This is a genomic window from Streptomyces sp. NPDC048295, from assembly GCF_040652135.1.
Taxonomy (GTDB): domain Bacteria; phylum Actinomycetota; class Actinomycetes; order Streptomycetales; family Streptomycetaceae; genus Streptomyces.
On the sequence record NZ_JBEZLL010000011.1, the window covers coordinates 113,807 to 134,328 of the forward strand.

Sequence of the window (20,522 nt, forward strand, 5' to 3'; positions counted from 1 at the left end):
CCGGGGTCCGCGAGAAGTCCGGAACCGGTGAGAAGTCCGGCGCCCGCCCCTGCTGCGGGGCATGTGACGGGGCGGGCGCCGGACCGGACCGGGGTGACGTCTGCCGGCGGGTGACTACTTGACGCCGGCGGCGTCGCAGGCCGCCTTGTACTGGGCGGTGCAGATCTCCTCGACCTTGTAGACCTTGTCGGCGACGATCGTGGAGGCGATGTTCTCCTTGGTCACGACCGAGGCGTCGTACAGCTTGGACGGGGTGCCCTTGAACTCGCCCGAGAGGCTGTCGACCTTGACCGGGGCCAGGTCGTCGAACTTCTCGCCCTTGAGCAGCCGGACTGCGATCTCGGCGGTGGTCTCGGCCTCCGGCTTGATCTGCTTGTAGATCGAGAAGGCCTGCTCGCCCGCGAGGATGCGCTGCAGACCGGCGAGCTCGGAGTCCTGACCGCCGACCGGGACCTTCACACCCTGCTTCTTCAGGGCCGTGATGATGCCGCCGGCCATGCCGTCGTTGGCGGAGTAGACGCCCTGGAAGCCGTCCTTGCCCAGGGAGTCGATGGCCGCACCCATCTTCTTGTTGGCCTCGTCCGCCGACCAGTCCGGGATGTCCTGCTCGTAGACGACCTTCTTGACCTGCTTGTCGAGGACGCTGTGCGCGCCCTTCTTGAAGAAGGGGGCGTTCGGGTCGGTCGGCGAGCCGTTGATCATGACAACGTTGCTGTCCTTGGCCTTGGCGCCCATCGCCTTGACCAGCGCCTCGCCCTGGAGCTGGCCGATCTTCTCGTTGTCGTACGAGACATAGGCGGAGATCGGGCCCTCGGCGAGCCGGTCGTACGCGACGACCTTGACGTCCTTCTTCGCGGCCTGCTGGACCCAGGACTTCGCGGCCTTGTAGTCGACGGTGTCCAGGATGATGACCTTCACACCCTGCGTGACGAGCGCGTCGAACTGCTTCTTCTGGGTCTCGCTGTCCTGCGCGGCGTTGTTGTACTTGACCTTGCAGTCGGAGCACAGCGCCTTGATCTTCGCCTCCATGATGGGGCGGTCGAACGTCTCGTAACGCGTGGTCTTGTTCTCCGGCAGGAGCAGGCCGATGGTCTTGCCGTCGCCGCCGCTGCCGGAGTCCTTGTCGTCGCCGGCCTTGCCACACGCCGCGAGGGAGACGGCCATCGAGAGTGCGGCCGTGCCAATGACGATGCGTCGCGTCGTTGCGTTCATTTCGGGTTGCCTCCCTGACGAGGCCGCAACGTTGCGGCCGAGGTGGCTGGCAGTCAACTCGGCTGCAACGTCAGCGTCAAGGAGTAAATCCTTAACGAGATGACAACGGTGCCATTCGTTATCTAAGTGAAGGCAGGAGTGGTCTTCGGCAGAGTGCTTTCCAAAAGGGTCGAATCCCCCATCTCGCTGAGCACGAGGGCCAGTGCGCCCAGGACTTCGGCCCGGCCGCCCAGCGCCCCGGGCAGCACCGAGAGCTGCCGCGCCGCGCTCGGAATGGCGTACCTGGAGACCGAGTCGCGGATCGGGGCCAGCACCAACTCGCCCGCTTCGGCGAGCGATCCGCCGAGGACCACCCGGCTGGGGTTGAGCAGATTGCAGAGGTTGGCCACACCGCTGCCGATGTGCCGTCCGACGTCGCCGATCACCCGGCGGCAGCCCGGATCGCCCTCGCGGGCCAGCTGGACCACCCGTTCCATGGTGAGGTCGGGACCGTGGCTGGGCTGGAGCAGCGGCAGTACGTACCGGGCGGCCGTGAAGGTCTCCAGGCAGCCGCGGTTCCCGCAGCGGCAGACCGGCCCGGACTCGTCGAGCGTGATGTGCCCGATCTCGCCGGCCGTGCCGCCCGGCCCCCGGTAGATGCGCCCGTCGATCACCAGACCGGCGCCGACACCGCTGGCGACCTTGATGTAGGCGAGGTCCTTGACCCCCCGGCCGCTCCCCCAGACCAGCTCGCCGAGCGCGCCGAGGTTGGCGTCGTTGTCGACGTACACCGGCACACCGAGCCGGCCGGCGAGCTCCTTGCTGGGGTTGATGCCCGTCCAGCCCGGCAGGATCGACGTGGAGCCCAGCGTGCCGGACTCCACGTCGATCGGGCCGGGAACTCCGAGCCCCACCCCGATCACCTTGTCCGGGCTGATCCCGGTCGTCTCGATCAGCCGCCTGACCAGCCGCTCGGCCCGCCCGAACCCCTGCGCGGAGGAGGCGTCGACGTCCAGCGGCTCGGCCTCCTCGGCGAGCACCTGGTGCGCGAGGTTGCCGACCGCGACGCGCAGATGCGTATGGCCGAAGTCGACCCCGATCACGATGCCTGCGTCGCCGCTGAGCGAGACACTGCGGGCCCGGCGGCCGCCCGCCGAGGTCGGGGTGACCTCGACCGTGCCGCCTTCCTTCAGTTCACGAACGATATTGGAGACGGTGGCCGCTGACAGGCCGGTGCTCCGTGCGATCTCCGCCTGGGTGAGCGAACCGGCCATACGTACCGCGCGCACGACCCGCTCAAGGTTGGCGCGATGCAGAGATGTCTGCGACCCCGGAGTCTCCATCGACTCTCTCACTCCTACCGTTTTCTCTAACATGTGAACCCTAAGCTGAGCGTTTTGCGGCACTCCCCGTCAAGACCTTGAGCAAGCGAAGCCTCGGATGAGCGCCTGGGACGGCCGTCCCCGTACGCGCGAACCGCCCGCCGGCGCATGGCCGACGGGCGGTTCGTGAGTACGGGGACGGTGCCGGGACGCTACTTCACCGCACCCGCGGTGAGCCCGGCGACGACCTGGCGCTGGAAGATGATGTAGGCCGCGAGGACCGGCAGCATCGCCATCACCAGACCGGCGAAGAGACCGGACCAGTCGCCCTTGTACCCCTGGCTGGTGGCCAGTTCGACCAGGCCCTGGGAGAGCACCCGGTATTTCGGCTCGGTATTGAGCACCGTCGGCAGCATGTACTGGTTCCACTGCCCCAGGAAGTTGAAGATACCGACGCTGATCAGGCCGGGCTTCGCCATCGGCAGCATCACCTGGAAGAACGTCCGGGTGTGCGAGGCCCCGTCGAGCATCGCCGCCTCCGCCACCGAGGTCGGCAGCGTCCGGAAGAACGAGGTGAGGAAGAAGACGGTGAACGGCAGCGAGTACGCGATGTAGACCATGATCAGTCCGTGCCGCGTGTTCAGCAGGGCCATGTTGTTCATGACGAAGAACAGCGGGACCAGCGCCAGGATGATCGGGAAGCTCATCCCGCCGATGAACAGGTAGTAGATGAAGCGGTTGCCGGGGAAGTCGAACCGCGCCAGTACGTACGCCGCCATCGAGCCGAGCAGCAGGGTGCCGACGAGCGAACAGCCCACCACCACGACGGTGTTGAAGAAGTAGTCGCTCATGTGCGCCTGGCTCCAGGCGCGCGACCAGTTCTCGAAGTGCAGCTTGTCGGGCAGCGCCCACGGCGTCGACAGGATGGAGTCGTCTGTCTTGAACGACGCCATCACCGCCCAGAGCAGCGGCAGGACGACCAGGATCGCCCAGATGATCAGCACACCGTGCGAGAAGACGTTGAGGACCTTGCCCTCGCCACTCTTCTCCTTGGCGGCGGGCGCCGGCGCCTTGGCCACCGGAGCCGGGTCCGCGGCCGGGGCCGCGGGAGGGGTGTCAGTCGTCTTCACGTGTACTCACCTCGTACTGTCGAGCCGGACACGGAGGCCGACCTGTGGTGCCTGCTGGGGGTCCGGGGGGCGTCTCCCGGGAATCGCAGCATCAGAACTCCAGACGATCGCGGCGGCCCAGTCGCATCACGATGGCGGCGAAGGCCAGCGTGACGATGAGCAGCCCGACACCGATCGTCGTCGCGTAGCCGGCCTGTCCGTCGCGGAAGGCCGTCTGGTACACGTACAGCGGCAGGACCGTGGTCGAGTAGTCGGGGCCACCGGGGCCCACGGTCATGACCTGTACGGCGGTGAACGCCTCCACACCGAGGGCCAGGATGCCCATGTAGACCCAGCCCGACTGCACCGTGTCCCAGAGCAGCGGAAGCGTGATCTTGAAGAACGTGGTGAAGCGGCTGGCGCCGTCGAGGAGCGCCGCCTCGTAGAAGTCCTTCGGGATGGACGCCATACCGGCCGAGAACAGGACGACGAAGAATCCGACCGTCGACCAGACCAGCACCGTCATGACGCAGATCAGCGCGAGATTCGGGTCGCCCAGCCAGTCCGGCTGGATGGAATCCAGGCCGATTCCCTTCAGTGTCGAATTCAGCATCCCGCTGGTGGGGTTGAACGCGAACTGGAACAGCAGGGCCACGATGACGATCGAGAGCACCTGCGGGAAGAAATAGGCGATCTTGTAGAAACTGGAACCCCGCACGCCGGAGACCGCGGCGTTCTTGCGCCGCCGGCCCCCGACATTGAGCATGAAGGCGAAGAAGAGCGCCAGGCCCAGCGTCACCAGCGGCAGCAGCAGCACGAGCAACACGCTGTGCTGCAACGACTTCCAGAAGATGTCGTCCTTCAGCATCCTCGTGTAGTTGCTGAACCCGACCATCTTGAAGTCCGGGCTCAGGCCGGTCCAGTCCGTGAACGAGTAGTAGATGGACTGGATGAACGGCCAAATCACGAAGACCGCGTACAACGCGAGTGGGACTACCAAGAATCCCACGATGAAACGGTACTTGCCGTGCTGCATCGTTTACCGACCCCGATCTTTCCGCGGGTGCCGCCGCTGGTGACGGTTGCTCACTGGTGCTTGTAGTGCTTGATGGACTGGTCCTTGGCCGCCGCGTCGGCGAAGGCCTGGATCTTCTTGATGGCTTCCGCCGGGGTCGCGCGGCCGGCCATCATCTCGCCGATACCGGCGACACCGATCTGCTCCTTCTGGAGCTTCACGTACCAGTCCTGCAGACGCGGGTTCACCACGTTGTCGCCGGCCTTCTTCAGCGAGTCGACGCCGGACTGCATGGCGGTCGACAGGGTCAGGCCGTCGGTGCCGCCGTTGAACGCGCTGAGGGACTTGACCTGCTTGGTGAAGTTCTTCGAGGACTCCTCGGAGAGCATGATGCGCAGCTGCTCCATGCCGCCCTCGGGGTTCTTCGCGTTGGCCGGGACGATGAAGGGCTCACCGCCGGACGCCCAGATGGTGCCGAACGGCAGCTTGTCCGACGAGTCCAGGCCGGACGGCGGCGCGACCATCATCTTGAAGTCCTTGGGCGTGGTCGGCGCGGCCTCGTTCTCCACCCACGAACCGTTCGGGATGAAGAGCGCCTTGCCCTTGGTCCACTCGGTCTGCGACTGGATGTGGGTCAGACCGGGGGTGCCCTTGAGGATGTAGCCCTTCTGGTACAGCTCGTAGTACGCCTCGAAGGCCGCCTTGACCGCGGGGTCCTTCCAGGCGTTCGGCTCCAGGTTGTCGATCTTGTCGAGAACCTCCCGGCCACCGATCTTGGCGATGAACGGGTAGAGCGAGAACGGCAGGTAGTACGGGTACTTACCGGCGTACGTCCAGCCCGCGATGCCCTGCTTCTTCGCCTTCGCGCAGAGGGCGAGCATGGCGTCCCAGTCCTCCGGGTACTCCGCGTCGAGCTTCTCCAGCGCGGTCTGCGAGTACCAGACGCCGTACACGGTGTACGCGTAGTACATGATCCAGACCGGGTCGCCGTCGAACTGGCCCATCTCCAGGACACCGGGGCGCAGCGTGTCGCGGACCTTCTTGCTCGGGTCGTCGATGGACGGGGCGTCCATCAGCGGCGTCAGGTCGAGCAGCTGCTTCTTGCCGACCAGGACACCCATGTCCATCTGCTCGGCGCCGGAGTTGTCGATCAGGTCCGGCGGGGTGCCACCGTTGAAGCGGGGCTGCAGCTGCGACTGGATCTTCTGGGTCGCGACGTGCTTGACCTTCGGGGCCTTCGGGAACGCCGCGTTGTACTTCTTCTCCGCGTCGATCGCGTACTGCTGGCCGAAGCCGCCGTCGAAGATGACCACCTCGAGCGGGGCCGTCTCGTTGACGCCGAGCGGGTTGGCCTTGGTGGCCTTGCCCTTCTCGACCTTCTTGTCGCTGCCGCCGTCGCTGCTCGCGCACGCCGACAGGAAGCCCATCGTCGGAACGCTGATCAGACCGAGTGCGGCCGATCGCTTGATCACATCGCGACGGCCAAGGCCCTCATTCTTGTGGGCGGAGGTGGATCCCATGCTCAAGTCCTCGCCTTCTCCAGGACTCAGGCGGTGTGTACCGGTCGCCCGTCGATATTCGCCTCAGGCGAAGGGCCCCGCCACCGCGGTCAGTTGCGCTTGGGTGGTGCTGATTTCAGGCTAGCCATGTGCAGTGGGGGGCTCAGGGGGATCAGGCGTCGGATGCACCCGTCGTGCCGTCCTCGGCCGTTCCCCCTTGTCCCCCTGCCCGCGTCGCCGAAAAGCTGTGCAGACGCCGACAGGTATAGTCCACTCACGGCCGACTGAGCAAGATCGAATGCGAGTTTGAACAGCAGTCTTTCCCGAGTTGAGACCTCAGGGATACATGGCCCCCGCATGCTCCTGGCCCGGGTGTAACGATTTCCGCATTCCGGTCGATTCGGCTTGCCATTCACACCCAACACCCTTGACACATCCCGGCACTTGGCTCCCTACTGGACCTTGCGTATCGCTCTGACAACGTTGTCCAGACGCACTTCCCCCGGGAGGGACAGCTCGACATGCAGCCCCGACATGGTTCTCGCAAGAGACAAAGCCGTACGGCCGCACTGATCGCGGCTTCACTGGTCCTGGTCGTGACCGCCCCCGCCGTGGCCGCCGCACAGCCGGCCGGCGCGCACGAAAAGGGCCGGACCCCTTCGGGGGACCGGACATTCAGCTCGTCCTTCGAAGCTGATGAAAAGCAGCCGGACTGGCGCAACACCGTAGAAGAAGGTCCCGACGGAAAGAAGCGGTCATCGGGTGTCGATGGCGGATTCTCCGCAGGAATACCGGGCAATGTGACCGACAAGGTGACAGACGTCCGCGCCAGTGGTGAGAACACCGGTGGCGGAGAGGTCAAGGAAAACCTGATCGACGGGGAGTCCGGCACCAAGTGGCTGGCCTTCGAATCCACCGGCTGGGTCGAGTTCGATCTCGACGAACCGGTCGAGGTCGTGACATACGCGCTGACCTCGGCCAATGACCACGCCGAGCGCGATCCGAAGGACTGGACCCTCCAGGGCTCCGCCGACGGCAAGGACTGGAAGGAGCTCGATTCCCGGACCGGCCAGACCTTCACGGAGCGGTTCCAGACGAAGTCGTACGACTTCACGTCCGGCACCGCGTACCGGCACTTCCGTCTGCAGATCACGCGGAACAACGGTGCCTCGGACGCCACCCAGCTCGCCGACGTCCAGTTCTCCGACGGCGACACCTCCACCCCGGCCCCCGAAGAGATGCGCAGCCAGGTCGACCGCGGCCCCTCCGGCTCCCCCACCGCGAAGGCGGGCGCGGGCTTCAGCGGCAAGAAGGCCCTGCGGTACGCCGGTACACACAAGGCGGACGGCCGGGCGTACTCGTACAACAAGGTCTTCGATGTGAACACGGCCGTCACCCGTGACACCTCACTGTCCTATCTGGTCTATCCGCAGATGGGCGAGACCGACCTCTCCTACCCGGCGACGCATGTCGCGGTGGACCTGGCGTTCACGGACGGCACGTATCTGAGCGAGCTGGGGGCCACCGACAGCAACGGCGGCCCGCTGACCCCGCAGGGCCAGGCCGATGCCAAGCGGCTGTACGTCAACCAGTGGAACAAGGTCGAGTCGACCATCGGCACGGTCGCGGCGGGCAAGACCGTGGACCGGATCCTGGTGGCGTACGACTCCCCCAAGGGCACGGCGAAGTTCCAGGGCTGGATCGACGACATCGCGATCGCGCCGAAGGCGCCCGAGAAGCGCCGCTCCCACCTCTCGGACTACGCGTCGACGGTCCGCGGCACCAACTCCAGCGGTGCTTTCTCCCGGGGCAACAGCTTCCCCGCCACCGCGGTCCCCAACGGCTTCAACTTCTGGACCCCGGTCACCAACGCCGGTTCCACGAGCTGGCTGTACGACTACGCGCGGGGCAACAACGACGACAACCTGCCCACTCTCCAGGCCTTCAGCGCCAGCCATGAGCCGAGCCCCTGGATGGGCGACCGGCAGACCTTCCAGCTGATGCCGTCGGCGGCGACCGGTACCCCGGACGCCTCCCGCAAGGCGCGTGCGCTGCCGTTCCACCACGAGAACGAGACGGCGAAGCCGCACTACTACGGTGTGACGTTCGACAACGGTCTCAAGGCGGAGATGACTCCGTCCGACCACGCGGCCCGGATGCGGTTCACCTACCCCGGTGACGACGCGAGCGTCGTCTTCGACAACGTCTCCAACGACGGCGGGCTCACCCTCGACCCGGCCACCCGCTCCTTCACCGGTTTCTCCGACGTCAAGAGCGGTGGCTCGACCGGAGCCACCCGCCTCTTCGTGTACGGCGTCTTCGACGCCCCGGTCACCGCGAGCGGCAAGCTGTCCGGCGGCGGTGGCGACGACGTCACGGGCTACCTCCGCTTCGACGCCGGCAAGGACCGCACCGTCGAACTGCGCCTGGCGACCTCACTGATCAGCGTCGACCAGGCGAAGCAGAACCTCGCCGCCGAGATCCCCGCCTCCCGCTCCTTCGGCCGCGTCGAGGACCGTGCGCAGCGGGCCTGGGACGACATCCTGGGCAAGGTGGAGGTCGAGGGTGCCACGGCCGATCAGCTGACCACCCTCTACTCCAGCCTGTACCGGTTGTACCTGTACCCGAACTCGGGCTTCGAGAAGGTCGGCGGCAAGGACAAGTACGCCAGCCCGTTCTCCCCGCAGGTCGGCTCCGACACCCCGACGCACACCGGGGCGAAGATCGTCGACGGCAAGGTGTACGTCAACAACGGCTTCTGGGACACCTATCGGACGACGTGGCCCGCGTACTCGCTCCTTACTCCGGACAGGGCCGGCGAGATGGTGGACGGCTTCGTCCAGCAGTACAAGGACGGTGGCTGGATCTCCCGCTGGTCCTCCCCCGGCTACTCCGACCTGATGACGGGCACCTCCTCGGACGTCGCGTTCGCGGACGCCTACGTCAAGGGCGTGAAGTTCGACGCGGAGGCGGCGTACGACGCGGCGCTGAAGAACGCCACGGCCCTCCCGCCGTCCTCGGGCGTCGGCCGCAAGGGCATGGCGACGTCCCCCTTCGTCGGCTACGCCGACACCTCGACGCACGAGGGCCTGTCCTGGTCGCTGGAGGGATACCTCAACGACTACGGCATCGCGCGGATGGGCGAGGCCCTCTACAAGAAGACGAAGAAGGCCCGGTACAAGGAGGAGTCCGCGTACTTCCTCAACCGCGCCCGCAACTACGTCCAGCTCTTCGACGACAAGGCCGGCTTCTTCCAGGGCAAGGACGCCAAGGGCGGCTGGCGGCTCCCCTCGGAGAAGTACGACCCCCGGGTCTGGGGCTACGACTACACGGAGACGAACGGCTGGGGATACGCGTTCACGGCCCCGCAGGACAGCCGCGGTCTGGCGAACCTGTACGGCGGGCGCGACGGCCTGGCGAAGAAGCTCGACACGTACTTCGCCACACCGGAGACGGCCGGTCCCGAGTTCGTCGGTTCGTACGGCGGTGTCATCCACGAGATGACGGAGGCGCGTGACGTACGGATGGGGCAGTACGGCCACAGCAACCAGGTCGCGCACCATGTCACCTACATGTACGACGCGGCCTCGCAGCCCTGGAAGACGCAGGAGAAGGTCCGCGAGGTCCTGAGCCGGCTCTACACCGGCAGCGACATCGGCCAGGGCTACCACGGCGACGAGGACAACGGCGAGCAGTCGGCCTGGTACCTCTTCTCCTCGCTCGGCTTCTACCCGCTGGTCATGGGCAGTGGCGAGTACGCGATCGGCTCCCCGCTCTTCAAGAAGACCACCGTCCATCTGGAGAACGGCCACGACCTGGTGGTCAGGGCGCCGAAGAACAGCGCCGAGAACATCTATGTGCAGGGCCTGAGGGTCAACGGCAAGAAGTGGACCTCCACCTCCCTGCCGCACGACCTGCTGGCCAGGGGCGGGGTGCTGGACTTCGACATGGGTCCCAAGCCGTCGTCGTGGGGCACCGGCAAGGACGCGGCGCCGGCCTCGATCACCACGGACGACAAGGTGGCGTCGCCGCGGACGGACGCGATCAAGGGCGAGGGTGCCCTGTTCGACAACACGTCGGCCACCGCGGCGAAGGTCGCCACGGTGGACCTGCCGGTCGCCTCGGCCACGGAGGCGGTCCAGTACACCCTGACGTCGGACAAGGCGGCCGGGGCCCCGTCCGGCTGGGTCCTCCAGGGCTCGTCGGACGGCGCGACGTGGAAGGACCTCGACAAGCGGTCGGCCGAATCCTTCGCCTGGGACAAGCAGACGAGGGTGTTCTCGGTGGGTGAGCCCGGCTCGTACGCGCACTACCGCCTGGTGTTCGCCGGTGAAGGCACGCTGGCGGAGCTGGAGTTGCTCTCCTGACCCGCTGATCCGCCTGCGTCACGGCCGATGGCCGGTACCCCGCCCCCGGGGTACCGGCCATCGGTCCGCCCGCGCCGCGGCTCCCGCTCAGTCGTGTTCGGGGGTCTCCGGAACGGCCCGGGGGAACAGGCTCTCGGGCAGTGTCACATTCCATGCCGTGATGACCGGCTTCCCGTGCTCGGTGCCGAGCCGGGAGACGGCGCCCGTGGCGAGCTGGAACAGTGTGCCCTCGGCCGGGGTCAGGCCGAGGTAGCGGGCGGTGAGCACACGCAGGAAGTGCGAGTGGGCGACGAGCGCGATGTCCTCGTCCGCGTCACGGCTCGCCGCCTCCGCGACCTCGGCCAGCACCCGGTCGGCGCGGGCGCCGACCTCGGCGGGGGTCTCACCGGGGTGCGCCTCGGGGCCGGGGGCGACTCCGTCGGTCCAGAGGTTCCACTCGGGGCTGGTGCGGCGGATCTCGTCGGTGGTCACCCCCTCGTAGCCGCCGTAGTCCCACTCGCGCAGCTCGGGCGTGATGCGGGGGGCGGCGAGCCCGGCGAGCTCGGCGGTGCGCCGGGCGCGTACGGCGGGGCTGACGAGGGTGAGCGCGATCCGCCGGTCGGTGAGCAGGGGCGCCAGTGCGCGGGCCTGCCGCTCGCCGAGGGGGGTCAGGGGCAGATCGGTGTAGCTCGTGTGCTGCCCGGACCTCGACCACTCCGTCTCGCCGTGCCGGATCAGGATCAGCTCGCCCATGGGTGTCATCCGCTCTCTGTGCCGTTCGTTCCGCGTGGTCCGCAGATCCGTGAACCCGCTGGGCCACCATCGCATTCCACGCACCCACGACGGGGCGGGCGTGGCTCGTTTCCGGGTACGGCAGCCGCCCGGTCCGCGACATTCCGCCCAATGCCCCAGCAGGACGGACCGGAGCGGCCGGGGCCGCGACCGGTCACGCGGCCGTGCGGCTCCCGGCCGTTGCCGCCGCGCAGCAGGGGGGGGCGACGGCGCACAGGACGAGGCAGACCGCCACCAGCCCCGGGAGCATGCTGCCGGTCAACTCATTTCCGTTTCCCGCTCGCCCGGCTCCGGGCAACCGGGCGAGCGGGTACGGGAAAGGGCCGCACCCCTTCGTCCTGCGAAGAGGTGCGGCCCACTGCCCTGCCGGATCGGCTACTTGCGGATCAGGCTGCGGAGCACGTACTGCATGATGCCGCCGTTGCGGTAGTAGTCCGCCTCACCGGGGGTGTCGATGCGGACGACCGCGTCGAACTCCACACCGGTGTCGGTGGTGACCTTGACCGTGCGCGGCGTGGTGCCGTTGTTCAGCTCGGTCACGCCGGTGAAGGAGAAGGTCTCCTCGCCGGTCAGGCCGAGGGCCTCGGCGCTCGCACCCTCCGGGAACTGGAGCGGGAGGACGCCCATGCCGATGAGGTTCGAGCGGTGGATGCGCTCGTAGGACTCGGCGATGACGGCCTTGACGCCGAGGAGCGCGGTGCCCTTGGCGGCCCAGTCGCGGGACGAGCCGGAGCCGTACTCCTTGCCCGCCAGGATGACCAGCGGGGTGCCGGCGGCCTGGTAGTTCTGCGAGGCGTCGTAGATGAACGACACCGGAGCATCCGCCTGGGTGAAGTCGCGGGTGAAGCCACCCTCGGTGCCCGGGGCGATCTGGTTGCGCAGGCGGATGTTGGCGAAGGTGCCGCGGATCATGACCTCGTGGTTGCCCCGGCGCGAGCCGTAGGAGTTGAAGTCACGACGCTCGACGCCGTGCTCCGTGAGGTACTTGCCGGCCGGGGTGTCGGCCTTGATCGCACCGGCCGGGGAGATGTGGTCGGTGGTGACCGAGTCGCCCAGCTTGGCGAGCACCCGGGCGCCGGTGATGTCCTCGACCGGGGTCGTCTCCATCGTCATGCCCTCGAAGTACGGGGGCTTGCGCACGTAGGTGGACTGCGGGTCCCACTCGAAGGTGTTGCCGGTCGGGACCGCCAGCGCCTGCCACTGGGCGTCGCCCGCGAAGACGTCCTGGTAGGACTTGTTGAACATGTCCTCGCCGATGGCGTTGGCGACGACGTCGTTCACCTCGGCCTCGGAGGGCCAGATGTCGGTGAGGTGGACCGGCTTGCCGTCCTGGTCGATGCCCAGGGCGTCCTTGGTGATGTCCACCTTCATCGAACCGGCGATGGCGTACGCGACGACCAGCGGCGGGGACGCCAGGTAGTTCATCTTGACGTCGGGGTTGATCCGGCCCTCGAAGTTACGGTTGCCGGAGAGCACCGAGGTCACGGCCAGGTCGTGCTCGTTGACGGCCTTGGAGACCTCCTCCGGCAGCGGGCCGGAGTTGCCGATGCAGGTGGTGCAGCCGTAGCCGACGAGGTTGAAGCCGACCTTGTCGAGGTACGGGGTCAGGCCCGCCTTGTCGAAGTAGTCGGTGACGACCTTCGAGCCCGGGGCGAGGGTGGTCTTGACCCACGGCTTGCGGGTCAGGCCCTTCTCGACCGCCTTCTTCGCCACGAGCGCCGCGGCGACCATGACGTACGGGTTCGAGGTGTTGGTGCAGGAGGTGATCGCGGCGACGGTGACGGCGCCGTGGTCGATCTCGTACGTCGTGCCGTCGGGGGCCGTGACCGTGGTCGGACGCGACGGGACGCCGTTGCTGGCGGCCGGGGCGTCGGAGGCCGGGAAGGACTCCTTGCCCGCCTCCTCGTCCTCGGAGACGTAGTTGCGCACGTCCTGCGCGAACTGCTGCGAGGCGTTGGCGAGGACGATGCGGTCCTGCGGGCGCTTCGGGCCGGCGATCGACGGGACGACCGTCGAGAGGTCCAGCTCCAGCTTCTCGGAGAAGTCCGGCTCGGCGGCCGGGTCGAGCCAGAGGCCCTGCTCCTTGGCGTACGCCTCGACGAGCGCGACCTGCTGTGCGTCGCGGCCGGTCAGGCGCAGGTAGTTCAGCGTCTCGTCGTCGATCGGGAAGATCGCGGCGGTGGAGCCGAACTCCGGCGACATGTTGCCGATGGTGGCGCGGTTCGCGAGGGAGGTGGCGGCGACGCCCTCACCGTAGAACTCGACGAACTTGCCGACGACGCCGTGCTTGCGGAGCATCTCGGTGATGGTCAGCACCAGGTCGGTGGCGGTGGTGCCGGCCGGGAGCTCGCCGGTCAGCTTGAAGCCGACGACGCGCGGGATGAGCATGGAGACCGGCTGGCCGAGCATCGCGGCCTCGGCCTCGATGCCGCCGACGCCCCAGCCCAGCACACCGAGACCGTTGACCATGGTGGTGTGCGAGTCGGTGCCGACGAGGGTGTCGGGGTACGCCTGGCCGTTGCGCACCATGACCGTACGGGCCAGGTGCTCGATGTTGACCTGGTGGACGATGCCGGTGCCCGGGGGGACGACCTTGAACTCGTCGAAGGCGGTCTGGCCCCAGCGCAGGAACTGGTAGCGCTCCTTGTTGCGGCCGTACTCCAGCTCGACGTTCTGCGCGAACGCGTCGTTGGTGCCGAACTTGTCGGCGATGACGGAGTGGTCGATGACCAGCTCGGCCGGGGCGAGCGGGTTGATCTTGGCCGGGTCGCCGCCCAGCTCCTTGACGGCCTCACGCATGGTGGCGAGGTCCACGACGCACGGCACACCGGTGAAGTCCTGCATGATCACGCGGGCCGGCGTGAACTGGATCTCCTGGCTGGGCTGCGCCTGGGAGTCCCAGCCGCCGAGCGCCCGGATGTGGTCGGCGGTGATGTTCGCGCCGTCCTCGGTGCGGAGCAGGTTCTCCAGCAGCACCTTCAGGCTGTAGGGGAGGCGCGCGGAGCCCTCGACCTTGTCCAGCTTGAAGATCTCGTACGACTCGTCGCCCACGCGCAGCGTGCTGCGGGCGTCGAAGCTGTTCGCCGACACGACAGTCTCCTTCATCAATGTGCGCGTACTCCGCGCCGCGCCTCATCTGGCCGGGCGCCGCGTGGTGCCGCCTACGGCCCTCGACCATCCGCTAAGGTAAGGCTTAGTTAGGTAACCCTTACCGACTGACGGACTACGGTGCGCCTTCGGCATATATCTCGATGTCGAGATAACTCTAGTACATCACCGTCGCACGGTCATGCGCGGGCGCCACCGATCTCTCGTGCCGCGGCCCAGGGGCGAGGCACCCGTGCCGCGGACGGGCCCGCGGAGGATCACCGCCGAGCAGCGGGCCCGCGACAGCGCCCCGCACGGCCCCGAGAGACAGAGGCGGGGAACGGGGAACGGTGACCGGGTGGATCAGTGCGGTCGGCGGGACAGCTGTTCGTCGAGGTGGTCCGCGCCGTATCCGAACCGTTCGGCGAGCGCCCGGTAGCGGACGCCCTGGGCCTCGGTGACGGGAACCCGGTACGTGAAGAGGATGTCGAGGAGCAGACGGAAGCCCAGGTCCGGATCCACGGTGGTGACCACGTCCTCCAGCGTCCGCGCCACCCCCCGCACCTCGGCCGACTCGGTGCGCGTGGCCTCACGGACCTCCCGCAGCACGGCCTGTGCCAGGTCGCTCCGGGCCGGGGTCACACGGGGCACGTAGCAGGGATCGACCTCCGCCAGCCGCACCAGGCACGCCCGGGCGACCTGCTCCAGCCACGGCCGCCCGTCGGCGTCGAACGCCTCGTCGTGCACGTACACCCGCCCCGAGGCCGTCCGCCACAGCGCGGTGACCGCCTCGTCGGACAGGGCGGAGTCCACCAGGCGCCGCACATCCTCCAGCAGCACCGCGGCGTACGAGCCCGGCGCGTACATCCCGTCGCCTTCGGTGATGCTCCGGATGTTCTCCGGCACCGTGCCCTGGTACCGCCAGTCCGTCCCGTGGAACACGCCCGCGAGCAGCGTCACACCGAAGCGGCCGAGCGCGAAGTCGCGCCGGCCGGGGTCGAGAGGGAGCCACTGCACGTTCAGCTCTTCGAAGACGGCGGTCGCGGGGTAGGCCAGCAGATCGCCGATGCCCAGAATCCGGTCGTACGCCTCCTGCCCGATCGGTACGGAGTACGCCTTCGCGGCCCGCAGGAACAGGCGGAGCCCGAGGTCGGCGTCCACCTCGCGCACGACCCGCAGGAGCGCCGGGACGATCTCCGGTACGGCGACGGCACGTTCGAGTGCGGGCGCGGCCGACTCGATCTCCGCCGCCACGGTCCCCCGCAGCTCCTCCTCCGGCACCGTCGGGCGCGCCTCGTCGAGGACCTCCGCCTCGGCCCGGCCCCGCTCCCGCCTGTGCGCCGGGCACACCTCCGCGACCCGGCGCAGCCACGACCGGGTGTCCGTGTCCTCCTCGACGGGGTCGAAGCACCGCCGTACGGCAGCCAGCCACACGGTACGGAGCACCTCGTCCGGCAGCGGGGAGTCCAGCAGCAGCCGGACATCCCTGCCGAGCTGGTCGTCCCCGTCCCCGTCCCCGTCCTTCTCGTCCTTCGCCTGTGCCCCGGCGAGGGCGAGCACCCCGGGCGCGTCCGTGCGGAGCGTCGCGCGGGAGCACAGTGTGCCGGCCAAGCAGCTGAGCCCGAAGTCCTTCACGTAGTCGAAGTAGTACACCTCGCGCGTCCGCGCCACCGTCCGACTCCCCTCAGGGCCACCACCCCGCCCCGTCGGTCTTCCGGGTGCCGCCGGAGACGCAGGCCAAGGCCGTGCCCGACGCGGAGACCATCCAGGAACTGCTGAACATTCTCGACGACCGGGCCGGGCTGTTCAAGGAAACCATCGAGACGGCCGCCGCACACAGGCCCGAGGAACCGCACTGGTACCTGGCGTTGATCGGCGCCGACCCCGCCGCCCAGGGCCAGGGGCGGGGCGCCGCCCTGCTGCGCCCTGGGCCGGACAAGGCCGATGCGGCGGGGCTGCCCGCCTGTCCGGAATCCTCCAAGGCGGCCGACCTCCCCTTCTAGGAACGCTTCGGCTTCACCGTGCGCGAAGAGGTGCGGCTCCCGGAGAACGGGCCGACGCTGTGGGCCATGTGGCGCGAGCCGCGCCGTCCGGCCGACGCCTGAGCACGACGGGGCGGCGGATCCGGCCCGGCACGGCCGAAGCTGATCCAGCCCGGCACGACCGGATCCGCCGCCCCGGGCGCCCTCATGTCCGTTGCCCTGTCTATGGTTTCGCCATGGCAGTCCCCGCGATCATCCCCATCGCCCACGAGCCGGACTACCGGACCGGCACCATCGGGCGGTACACGGGCGGTCAGTTCCTGGCCTCCATCACCTACGCCTTCCCGGACGGGTTCACGCTCGGTGACGGCTGGGAGGAGCACAAGCGCCTCTACACCGTCCTCCACCGGTTCGACCACGAAGGCCGCCACGTCGACTCGGAGATCGAACGCGTGGGCACATGGGCCGAGCAGCGGCAACGTCCGCAGGGCGAGGACTCCGTCCTGGCGCGGGCACAGTCCCGGATGGCGGCGCTGCTCGACGGTCTTCCCGGACGCGAGTACGGGGACATCGCGATCCGGCCCTTCCGGCTGATGGTCGACGACGTGCTGTTCGGGCTGGTCGTCGAACGCCACGACGGCGGCGAGGACGGACACGAGAACGACGAGGTCGACGAGCACGAGGACGAATGGGCCGAGCTCCACCCCGACGGCCTCGGCTTCTACGCCCCCTGGGACGGCCAGTACGACACCTGACATGCGGGCCCGGACGACGGAGGAACATGAACAACACCAGTGGGTTCAAGGACATCTCCCCGACCACCCTCGCCGACCTCCTGGGGCGCGGGCAGGTCATGGACATCGGCATCCGGCCCCTGTGGCCCTCGGTCCCACGGGTCGCCGGCCCCGCGTTCACCGTGCGGTGCCCACCGGGCGACAACCTGATGCTGCACGCGGCCATCCATCGCGCGGAGCCCGGCTCCGTCATCGTCGTCGAGTCGGGTGACGTGGACTACGCACTCGCCGGCGGCAATGTCTGTGCCGTGGCCCAACGCCGGGGAATCGCCGCGTTCGTGGCCGACGGAGTGATCCGCGACCTCGCCGAGGTGCGCGAGAGGGGATTCCCCGTCTTCGCCAGGGGCGTCATCCCGATCCCGGGAAGCAAGAAGGCCGTCGCGCCGCTCAACGGCCCCGTGCGGTGCGGCGGTGTGGACGTGGACGCCGGCGACATCGTGGTGGCCGACGAGGAGGGCATCGTGGTCGTTCCCCGGGCCCGGCACGAGCAGGTGCTCATCGACGCCCGCGCGAAGGCGGCCAAGGAGGCCGGCGAATCCCTCGACGCGTGGGAGGCGGCGCACCGCGCCCGCATCGACAGCATCCTGCGCAGCGGCGGCTTCGAGGACTGACCGCGGGCGGCGACGTCGGACCCCGGCGTCGTCGCCCCTCCTCCTGCCCCTCCTGCCCTTCCCGCCCCTCCTGCCCCCGTACGGACGCACACCGCGCGCGTTCGCGGCGATCCGGGGGAACCATGGAACGCACGGCACGCACCGGACCCGCTCATTTCATCGGACCCGGCCTGCAATTTCCGCGCCGACACGCGCGAGCGTCACCCGAACACCACACCCCGGCACAGGTCTCATCTCATATCTGAGATAGCCTTTCGCCATGTCAGACGATTACCTCGTACGCATCGGCAAGCTCATCCGTGACGCCCGTCAGCATCGGGGCTGGACACAGAGTCAACTCGCCGAGGCGCTCGCCACCAGCCAGAGCGCCGTGAACCGCATCGAGCGCGGCAATCAAAACATCAGCCTTGAGATGATCGCGCGTATCGGTGAGGCACTCGACAGCGAGATCGTGTCGCTCGGCTACGCCGGCCCCATGCACCTGCGGGTGGTCGGCGGCCGTCGGCTCTCGGGCTCCATCGACGTCAAGACGAGCAAGAACGCGTGCGTGGCACTGCTCTGCGCCTCGCTGCTCAACAAGGGCCGTACGGTGCTGCGTCGGGTGGCCCGCATCGAGGAGGTCTACCGCCTCCTGGAGGTGCTGAACTCCATCGGCGTGCGGACCCGGTGGATCAACGAGGGAACCGATCTGGAGATAGTCCCGCCCGCCCGGCTGGACATGGACGCGATCGACGCGGACGCCGCGCGCCGGACCCGCTCCATCATCATGTTCCTCGGCCCGCTGCTGCACCGCATGGACCGGTTCAAACTCCCGTACGCGGGCGGCTGCGACCTCGGTACGCGGACCATCGAGCCCCACATGATCGCGCTGCGCCGCTTCGGTCTGGAGATCGCCGCGACCGAGGGGATCTACCACGCCCAGGTCGACCACTCGGTCACCCCCGGCCGCCCCATCGTGCTGACCGAGCGCGGCGACACCGTGACCGAGAACGCACTGCTGGCCGCCGCCCGCCACGACGGCACCACCGTCATCCGCAACGCGTCCTCCAACTACATGGTCCAGGACCTCTGCTTCTTCCTGGAGGCACTCGGTATACGCGTGGACGGCATCGGCACCACCACCCTGACCGTGCACGGCTCCCCGCACATAGACGTGGACGTCGACTACTCCCCCTCCGAGGACCCGGTCGAGGCGATGAGCCTCCTCGCCGCCGCCGTAGTGACGGAGTCCGAGCTGACGATCCGCCGGGTACCGATCGAGTTCCTGGAGATCGAGCTCGCGGTGCTGGAGGAAATGGGCGTCGACTGCGACCGCACGACGGAGTACACCGCCGACAACGGCCGTACCAGGCTGGTCGACCTCACGGTCCGGCCCTCCAAACTGGAGGCGCCGATCGACAAGATCCACCCCATGCCGTTCCCCGGGCTCAACATCGACAATGTGCCCTTCTTCGCGGCGATCGCCGCCTCGGCCCAGGGCCAGACCCTCATCCACGACTGGGTCTACGACAACCGGGCCATCTACCTCACCGACCTGAACCGCCTCGGCGGCAGGCTCCAACTCCTGGACCCGCACCGCGTCCTGGTCGACGGCCCGACCCGGTGGCGCGCCGCCGAGATGATGTGCCCGCCCGCACTGCGCCCCGCCGTGGTGGTCCTGCTCGCCATGATGGCGGCGGAGGGCACATCCGTACTGCGCAACGTGTACGTCATCAACCGGGGTTACGAAGAGCTCGCGGAGCGGCTCAACTCGGTGGGCGCGCAGATCGAGATCTTCCGGGACATCTAGCCCACGCGACATCCCGTATACGTCGGCGCCGTCCGGCAGTACGAGTGCGGCCGACGGCCCTCCGGATTCAGGCAGTGTGCCTGCTCGGGGGCCGTCGGCCGTCACGGGCTGTACTGATGGCCGATGTCGCGGGCGAGGTCCAGGCCGAGGACGCGGTCGAGGTGGGCGAAGGTCTCGAACTTGGCGCCCGGCGGCACATCGGGACGTTCCGCCACCACGGCCAGGAGCGTCAGGACGGCGGGGACGTCGAGGTTCTCGCTGAGGGCCGTGTGCGACTGGCGCAGCAGGTCGGTGGGGATCGGTCTGGACGGCTGCTGTGCCCAGTCGGCGACCGATCGCCGCCAGTCGCGCAGTGTCCGCCGGGCCTCGGCGAGCGCGGGACCGGTGACCGTGACCGGAGTCGCGTAGGGGCGGCCGAGCAGCAGCAGGCGTACCGCCAGTGGATCGGCGGCCTCCGGCATCGTCGCGTCCGGAAGGCCGGGGAGGGCGGCGAGATCGGGGACGGCGGGGGCGCCCTCCGTCGGTGGGGCCGTGGCTACTTGGCCCACCTCGATCAGGGCGCCGGACCCCGCGTCGACCGGGGTGGTGCCGGCGGCGGTCACGTGGAGGTCGGCGGGGCCGCCGAGTGCGGCGTCCGGGCGGTGGGCTCCGACGACCGCGGGGGGATGGATGCCGAGCACCGCCATCACGCGGTCCAGGGCGCGGGCCTGTTCGTGCGTCAGCTCCGGGGTGGTGAGGACCGTGACGACCTGGAGGCCGTTCAGTTCGGCGGTGCGTGCCAGTACGTCGCCGATCAGAGGGACGCGCAGGTGCACGGGGCCGAGCCCGGTGCCGGTGTCCGGGCCCGTGCCGGTGTCCGGCAGGTGGACGCAGCTGCGCAGCAGGCGGCGTGGGGCGGCGGGGACTTCCACGAGGTGGCCGGTGCGGGTGTCGGCGATGCGCAGCATGATGCGGAGGCTAGTCGTGGGGGGCTGCCGCGTGTGGG

At 68.6% G+C, this 20,522-nt stretch carries 13 protein-coding genes and 1 pseudogene; 5 read left to right on the plus strand and 9 right to left on the minus strand.

Annotation, left to right across the window (positions count from 1 at the left end; all coding sequences use genetic code 11):
* Window positions 1-114: 114 nt before the first annotated feature.
* The 5 genes from AB0D53_RS18555 to ngcE form a co-directional block, all read right to left on the minus strand.
* Window positions 115-1,212, minus strand: a complete 1,098-nt coding sequence (locus AB0D53_RS18555) for a substrate-binding domain-containing protein (protein WP_329819575.1) — start codon at window positions 1,210-1,212, stop codon at window positions 115-117.
* A 122-nt stretch (window positions 1,213-1,334) separates the two neighbouring features.
* A complete protein-coding gene (locus tag AB0D53_RS18560) occupies window positions 1,335-2,534 on the minus strand; it encodes an ROK family transcriptional regulator (RefSeq protein ID WP_362447378.1) in 1,200 nt (399 codons plus the stop codon).
* 191 nt (window positions 2,535-2,725) lie between these two features.
* Window positions 2,726-3,592 carry a carbohydrate ABC transporter permease gene (locus AB0D53_RS18565; RefSeq protein ID WP_362447693.1) on the minus strand — a complete coding sequence of 289 codons (867 nt, stop codon included), beginning with the start codon at window positions 3,590-3,592 and terminating at the stop codon, window positions 2,726-2,728.
* A 142-nt stretch (window positions 3,593-3,734) separates the two neighbouring features.
* A complete protein-coding gene (locus AB0D53_RS18570; protein WP_362447381.1) occupies window positions 3,735-4,658 on the minus strand; it encodes a sugar ABC transporter permease in 924 nt (307 codons plus the stop codon).
* 50 nt (window positions 4,659-4,708) lie between these two features.
* Window positions 4,709-6,157 (minus strand): N-acetylglucosamine/diacetylchitobiose ABC transporter substrate-binding protein, encoded by a 1,449-nt coding sequence (ngcE, locus tag AB0D53_RS18575; protein WP_362447384.1) that lies wholly within the window; start codon window positions 6,155-6,157, stop codon window positions 4,709-4,711.
* Window positions 6,158-6,657: 500 nt separating this feature from the next.
* On the opposite strand from ngcE, the gene AB0D53_RS18580 reads away from it, so the two are divergent.
* On the plus strand, window positions 6,658-10,503 hold the full coding sequence (locus AB0D53_RS18580) for a GH92 family glycosyl hydrolase (protein ID WP_362447388.1): 3,846 nt from the start codon (window positions 6,658-6,660) through the stop codon (window positions 10,501-10,503).
* Window positions 10,504-10,590: 87 nt separating this feature from the next.
* Here the strand turns inward: AB0D53_RS18580 and AB0D53_RS18585 are convergent, their stop codons facing one another.
* The 3 genes from AB0D53_RS18585 to AB0D53_RS18595 all read right to left on the minus strand — a co-directional run bounded on the left by AB0D53_RS18585 (window position 10,591) and on the right by AB0D53_RS18595 (window position 16,032).
* Window positions 10,591-11,235: a histidine phosphatase family protein gene (locus AB0D53_RS18585; protein WP_362447391.1), complete on the minus strand. Its 645-nt coding sequence runs from the start codon at window positions 11,233-11,235 to the stop codon at window positions 10,591-10,593.
* A 414-nt stretch (window positions 11,236-11,649) separates the two neighbouring features.
* A complete protein-coding gene (acnA, locus tag AB0D53_RS18590; protein ID WP_362447394.1) occupies window positions 11,650-14,364 on the minus strand; it encodes an aconitate hydratase AcnA in 2,715 nt (904 codons plus the stop codon).
* Window positions 14,365-14,724: 360 nt separating this feature from the next.
* Window positions 14,725-16,032 (minus strand): hypothetical protein, encoded by a 1,308-nt coding sequence (locus AB0D53_RS18595; RefSeq protein ID WP_362447397.1) that lies wholly within the window; start codon window positions 16,030-16,032, stop codon window positions 14,725-14,727.
* Between the two features lie 29 nt (window positions 16,033-16,061).
* Between AB0D53_RS18595 and AB0D53_RS18600 the strand changes: the two are divergent.
* From AB0D53_RS18600 to AB0D53_RS18615, 4 genes and pseudogenes are all read left to right on the plus strand, one after another.
* Window positions 16,062-16,466, plus strand: a pseudogene (locus AB0D53_RS18600) (GNAT family N-acetyltransferase); the annotation flags it as partial.
* A 113-nt stretch (window positions 16,467-16,579) separates the two neighbouring features.
* Window positions 16,580-17,098, plus strand: coding sequence for a hypothetical protein (locus AB0D53_RS18605; RefSeq protein ID WP_362447400.1), 519 nt, complete (start codon window positions 16,580-16,582; stop codon window positions 17,096-17,098).
* 26 nt (window positions 17,099-17,124) lie between these two features.
* Window positions 17,125-17,748 carry an RraA family protein gene (locus AB0D53_RS18610; RefSeq protein ID WP_362447403.1) on the plus strand — a complete coding sequence of 208 codons (624 nt, stop codon included), beginning with the start codon at window positions 17,125-17,127 and terminating at the stop codon, window positions 17,746-17,748.
* A gap of 259 nt (window positions 17,749-18,007) precedes the next feature.
* Complete coding sequence (locus tag AB0D53_RS18615) at window positions 18,008-19,537, plus strand: UDP-N-acetylglucosamine 1-carboxyvinyltransferase (protein WP_362447406.1); 1,530 nt, start codon at window positions 18,008-18,010, stop codon at window positions 19,535-19,537.
* 101 nt (window positions 19,538-19,638) lie between these two features.
* On the opposite strand, the gene AB0D53_RS18620 is transcribed toward AB0D53_RS18615, so the two are convergent.
* On the minus strand, window positions 19,639-20,484 hold the full coding sequence (locus AB0D53_RS18620; RefSeq protein ID WP_362447409.1) for a hypothetical protein: 846 nt from the start codon (window positions 20,482-20,484) through the stop codon (window positions 19,639-19,641).
* Window positions 20,485-20,522: the final 38 nt, after the last annotated feature.

Excerpts from the sequence above, each read along its gene's own strand:
- AB0D53_RS18615 (WP_362447406.1), top strand. The coding sequence starts at position 18,008 with ATGTCAGACGATTACCTCGTACGCATCGGCAAGCTCATCCGTGACGCC.
- ngcE (WP_362447384.1), bottom strand. The coding sequence starts at position 6,157 with ATGGGATCCACCTCCGCCCACAAGAATGAGGGCCTTGGCCGTCGCGAT.
- AB0D53_RS18610 (WP_362447403.1), top strand. The coding sequence starts at position 17,125 with ATGAACAACACCAGTGGGTTCAAGGACATCTCCCCGACCACCCTCGCC.
- AB0D53_RS18555 (WP_329819575.1), bottom strand. The coding sequence starts at position 1,212 with ATGAACGCAACGACGCGACGCATCGTCATTGGCACGGCCGCACTCTCG.
- AB0D53_RS18605 (WP_362447400.1), top strand. The coding sequence starts at position 16,580 with ATGGCAGTCCCCGCGATCATCCCCATCGCCCACGAGCCGGACTACCGG.
- AB0D53_RS18580 (WP_362447388.1), top strand. The coding sequence starts at position 6,658 with ATGCAGCCCCGACATGGTTCTCGCAAGAGACAAAGCCGTACGGCCGCA.
- AB0D53_RS18620 (WP_362447409.1), bottom strand. The coding sequence starts at position 20,484 with ATGCTGCGCATCGCCGACACCCGCACCGGCCACCTCGTGGAAGTCCCC.
- AB0D53_RS18585 (WP_362447391.1), bottom strand. The coding sequence starts at position 11,235 with ATGGGCGAGCTGATCCTGATCCGGCACGGCGAGACGGAGTGGTCGAGG.
- AB0D53_RS18570 (WP_362447381.1), bottom strand. The coding sequence starts at position 4,658 with ATGCAGCACGGCAAGTACCGTTTCATCGTGGGATTCTTGGTAGTCCCA.
- AB0D53_RS18560 (WP_362447378.1), bottom strand. The coding sequence starts at position 2,534 with ATGGAGACTCCGGGGTCGCAGACATCTCTGCATCGCGCCAACCTTGAG.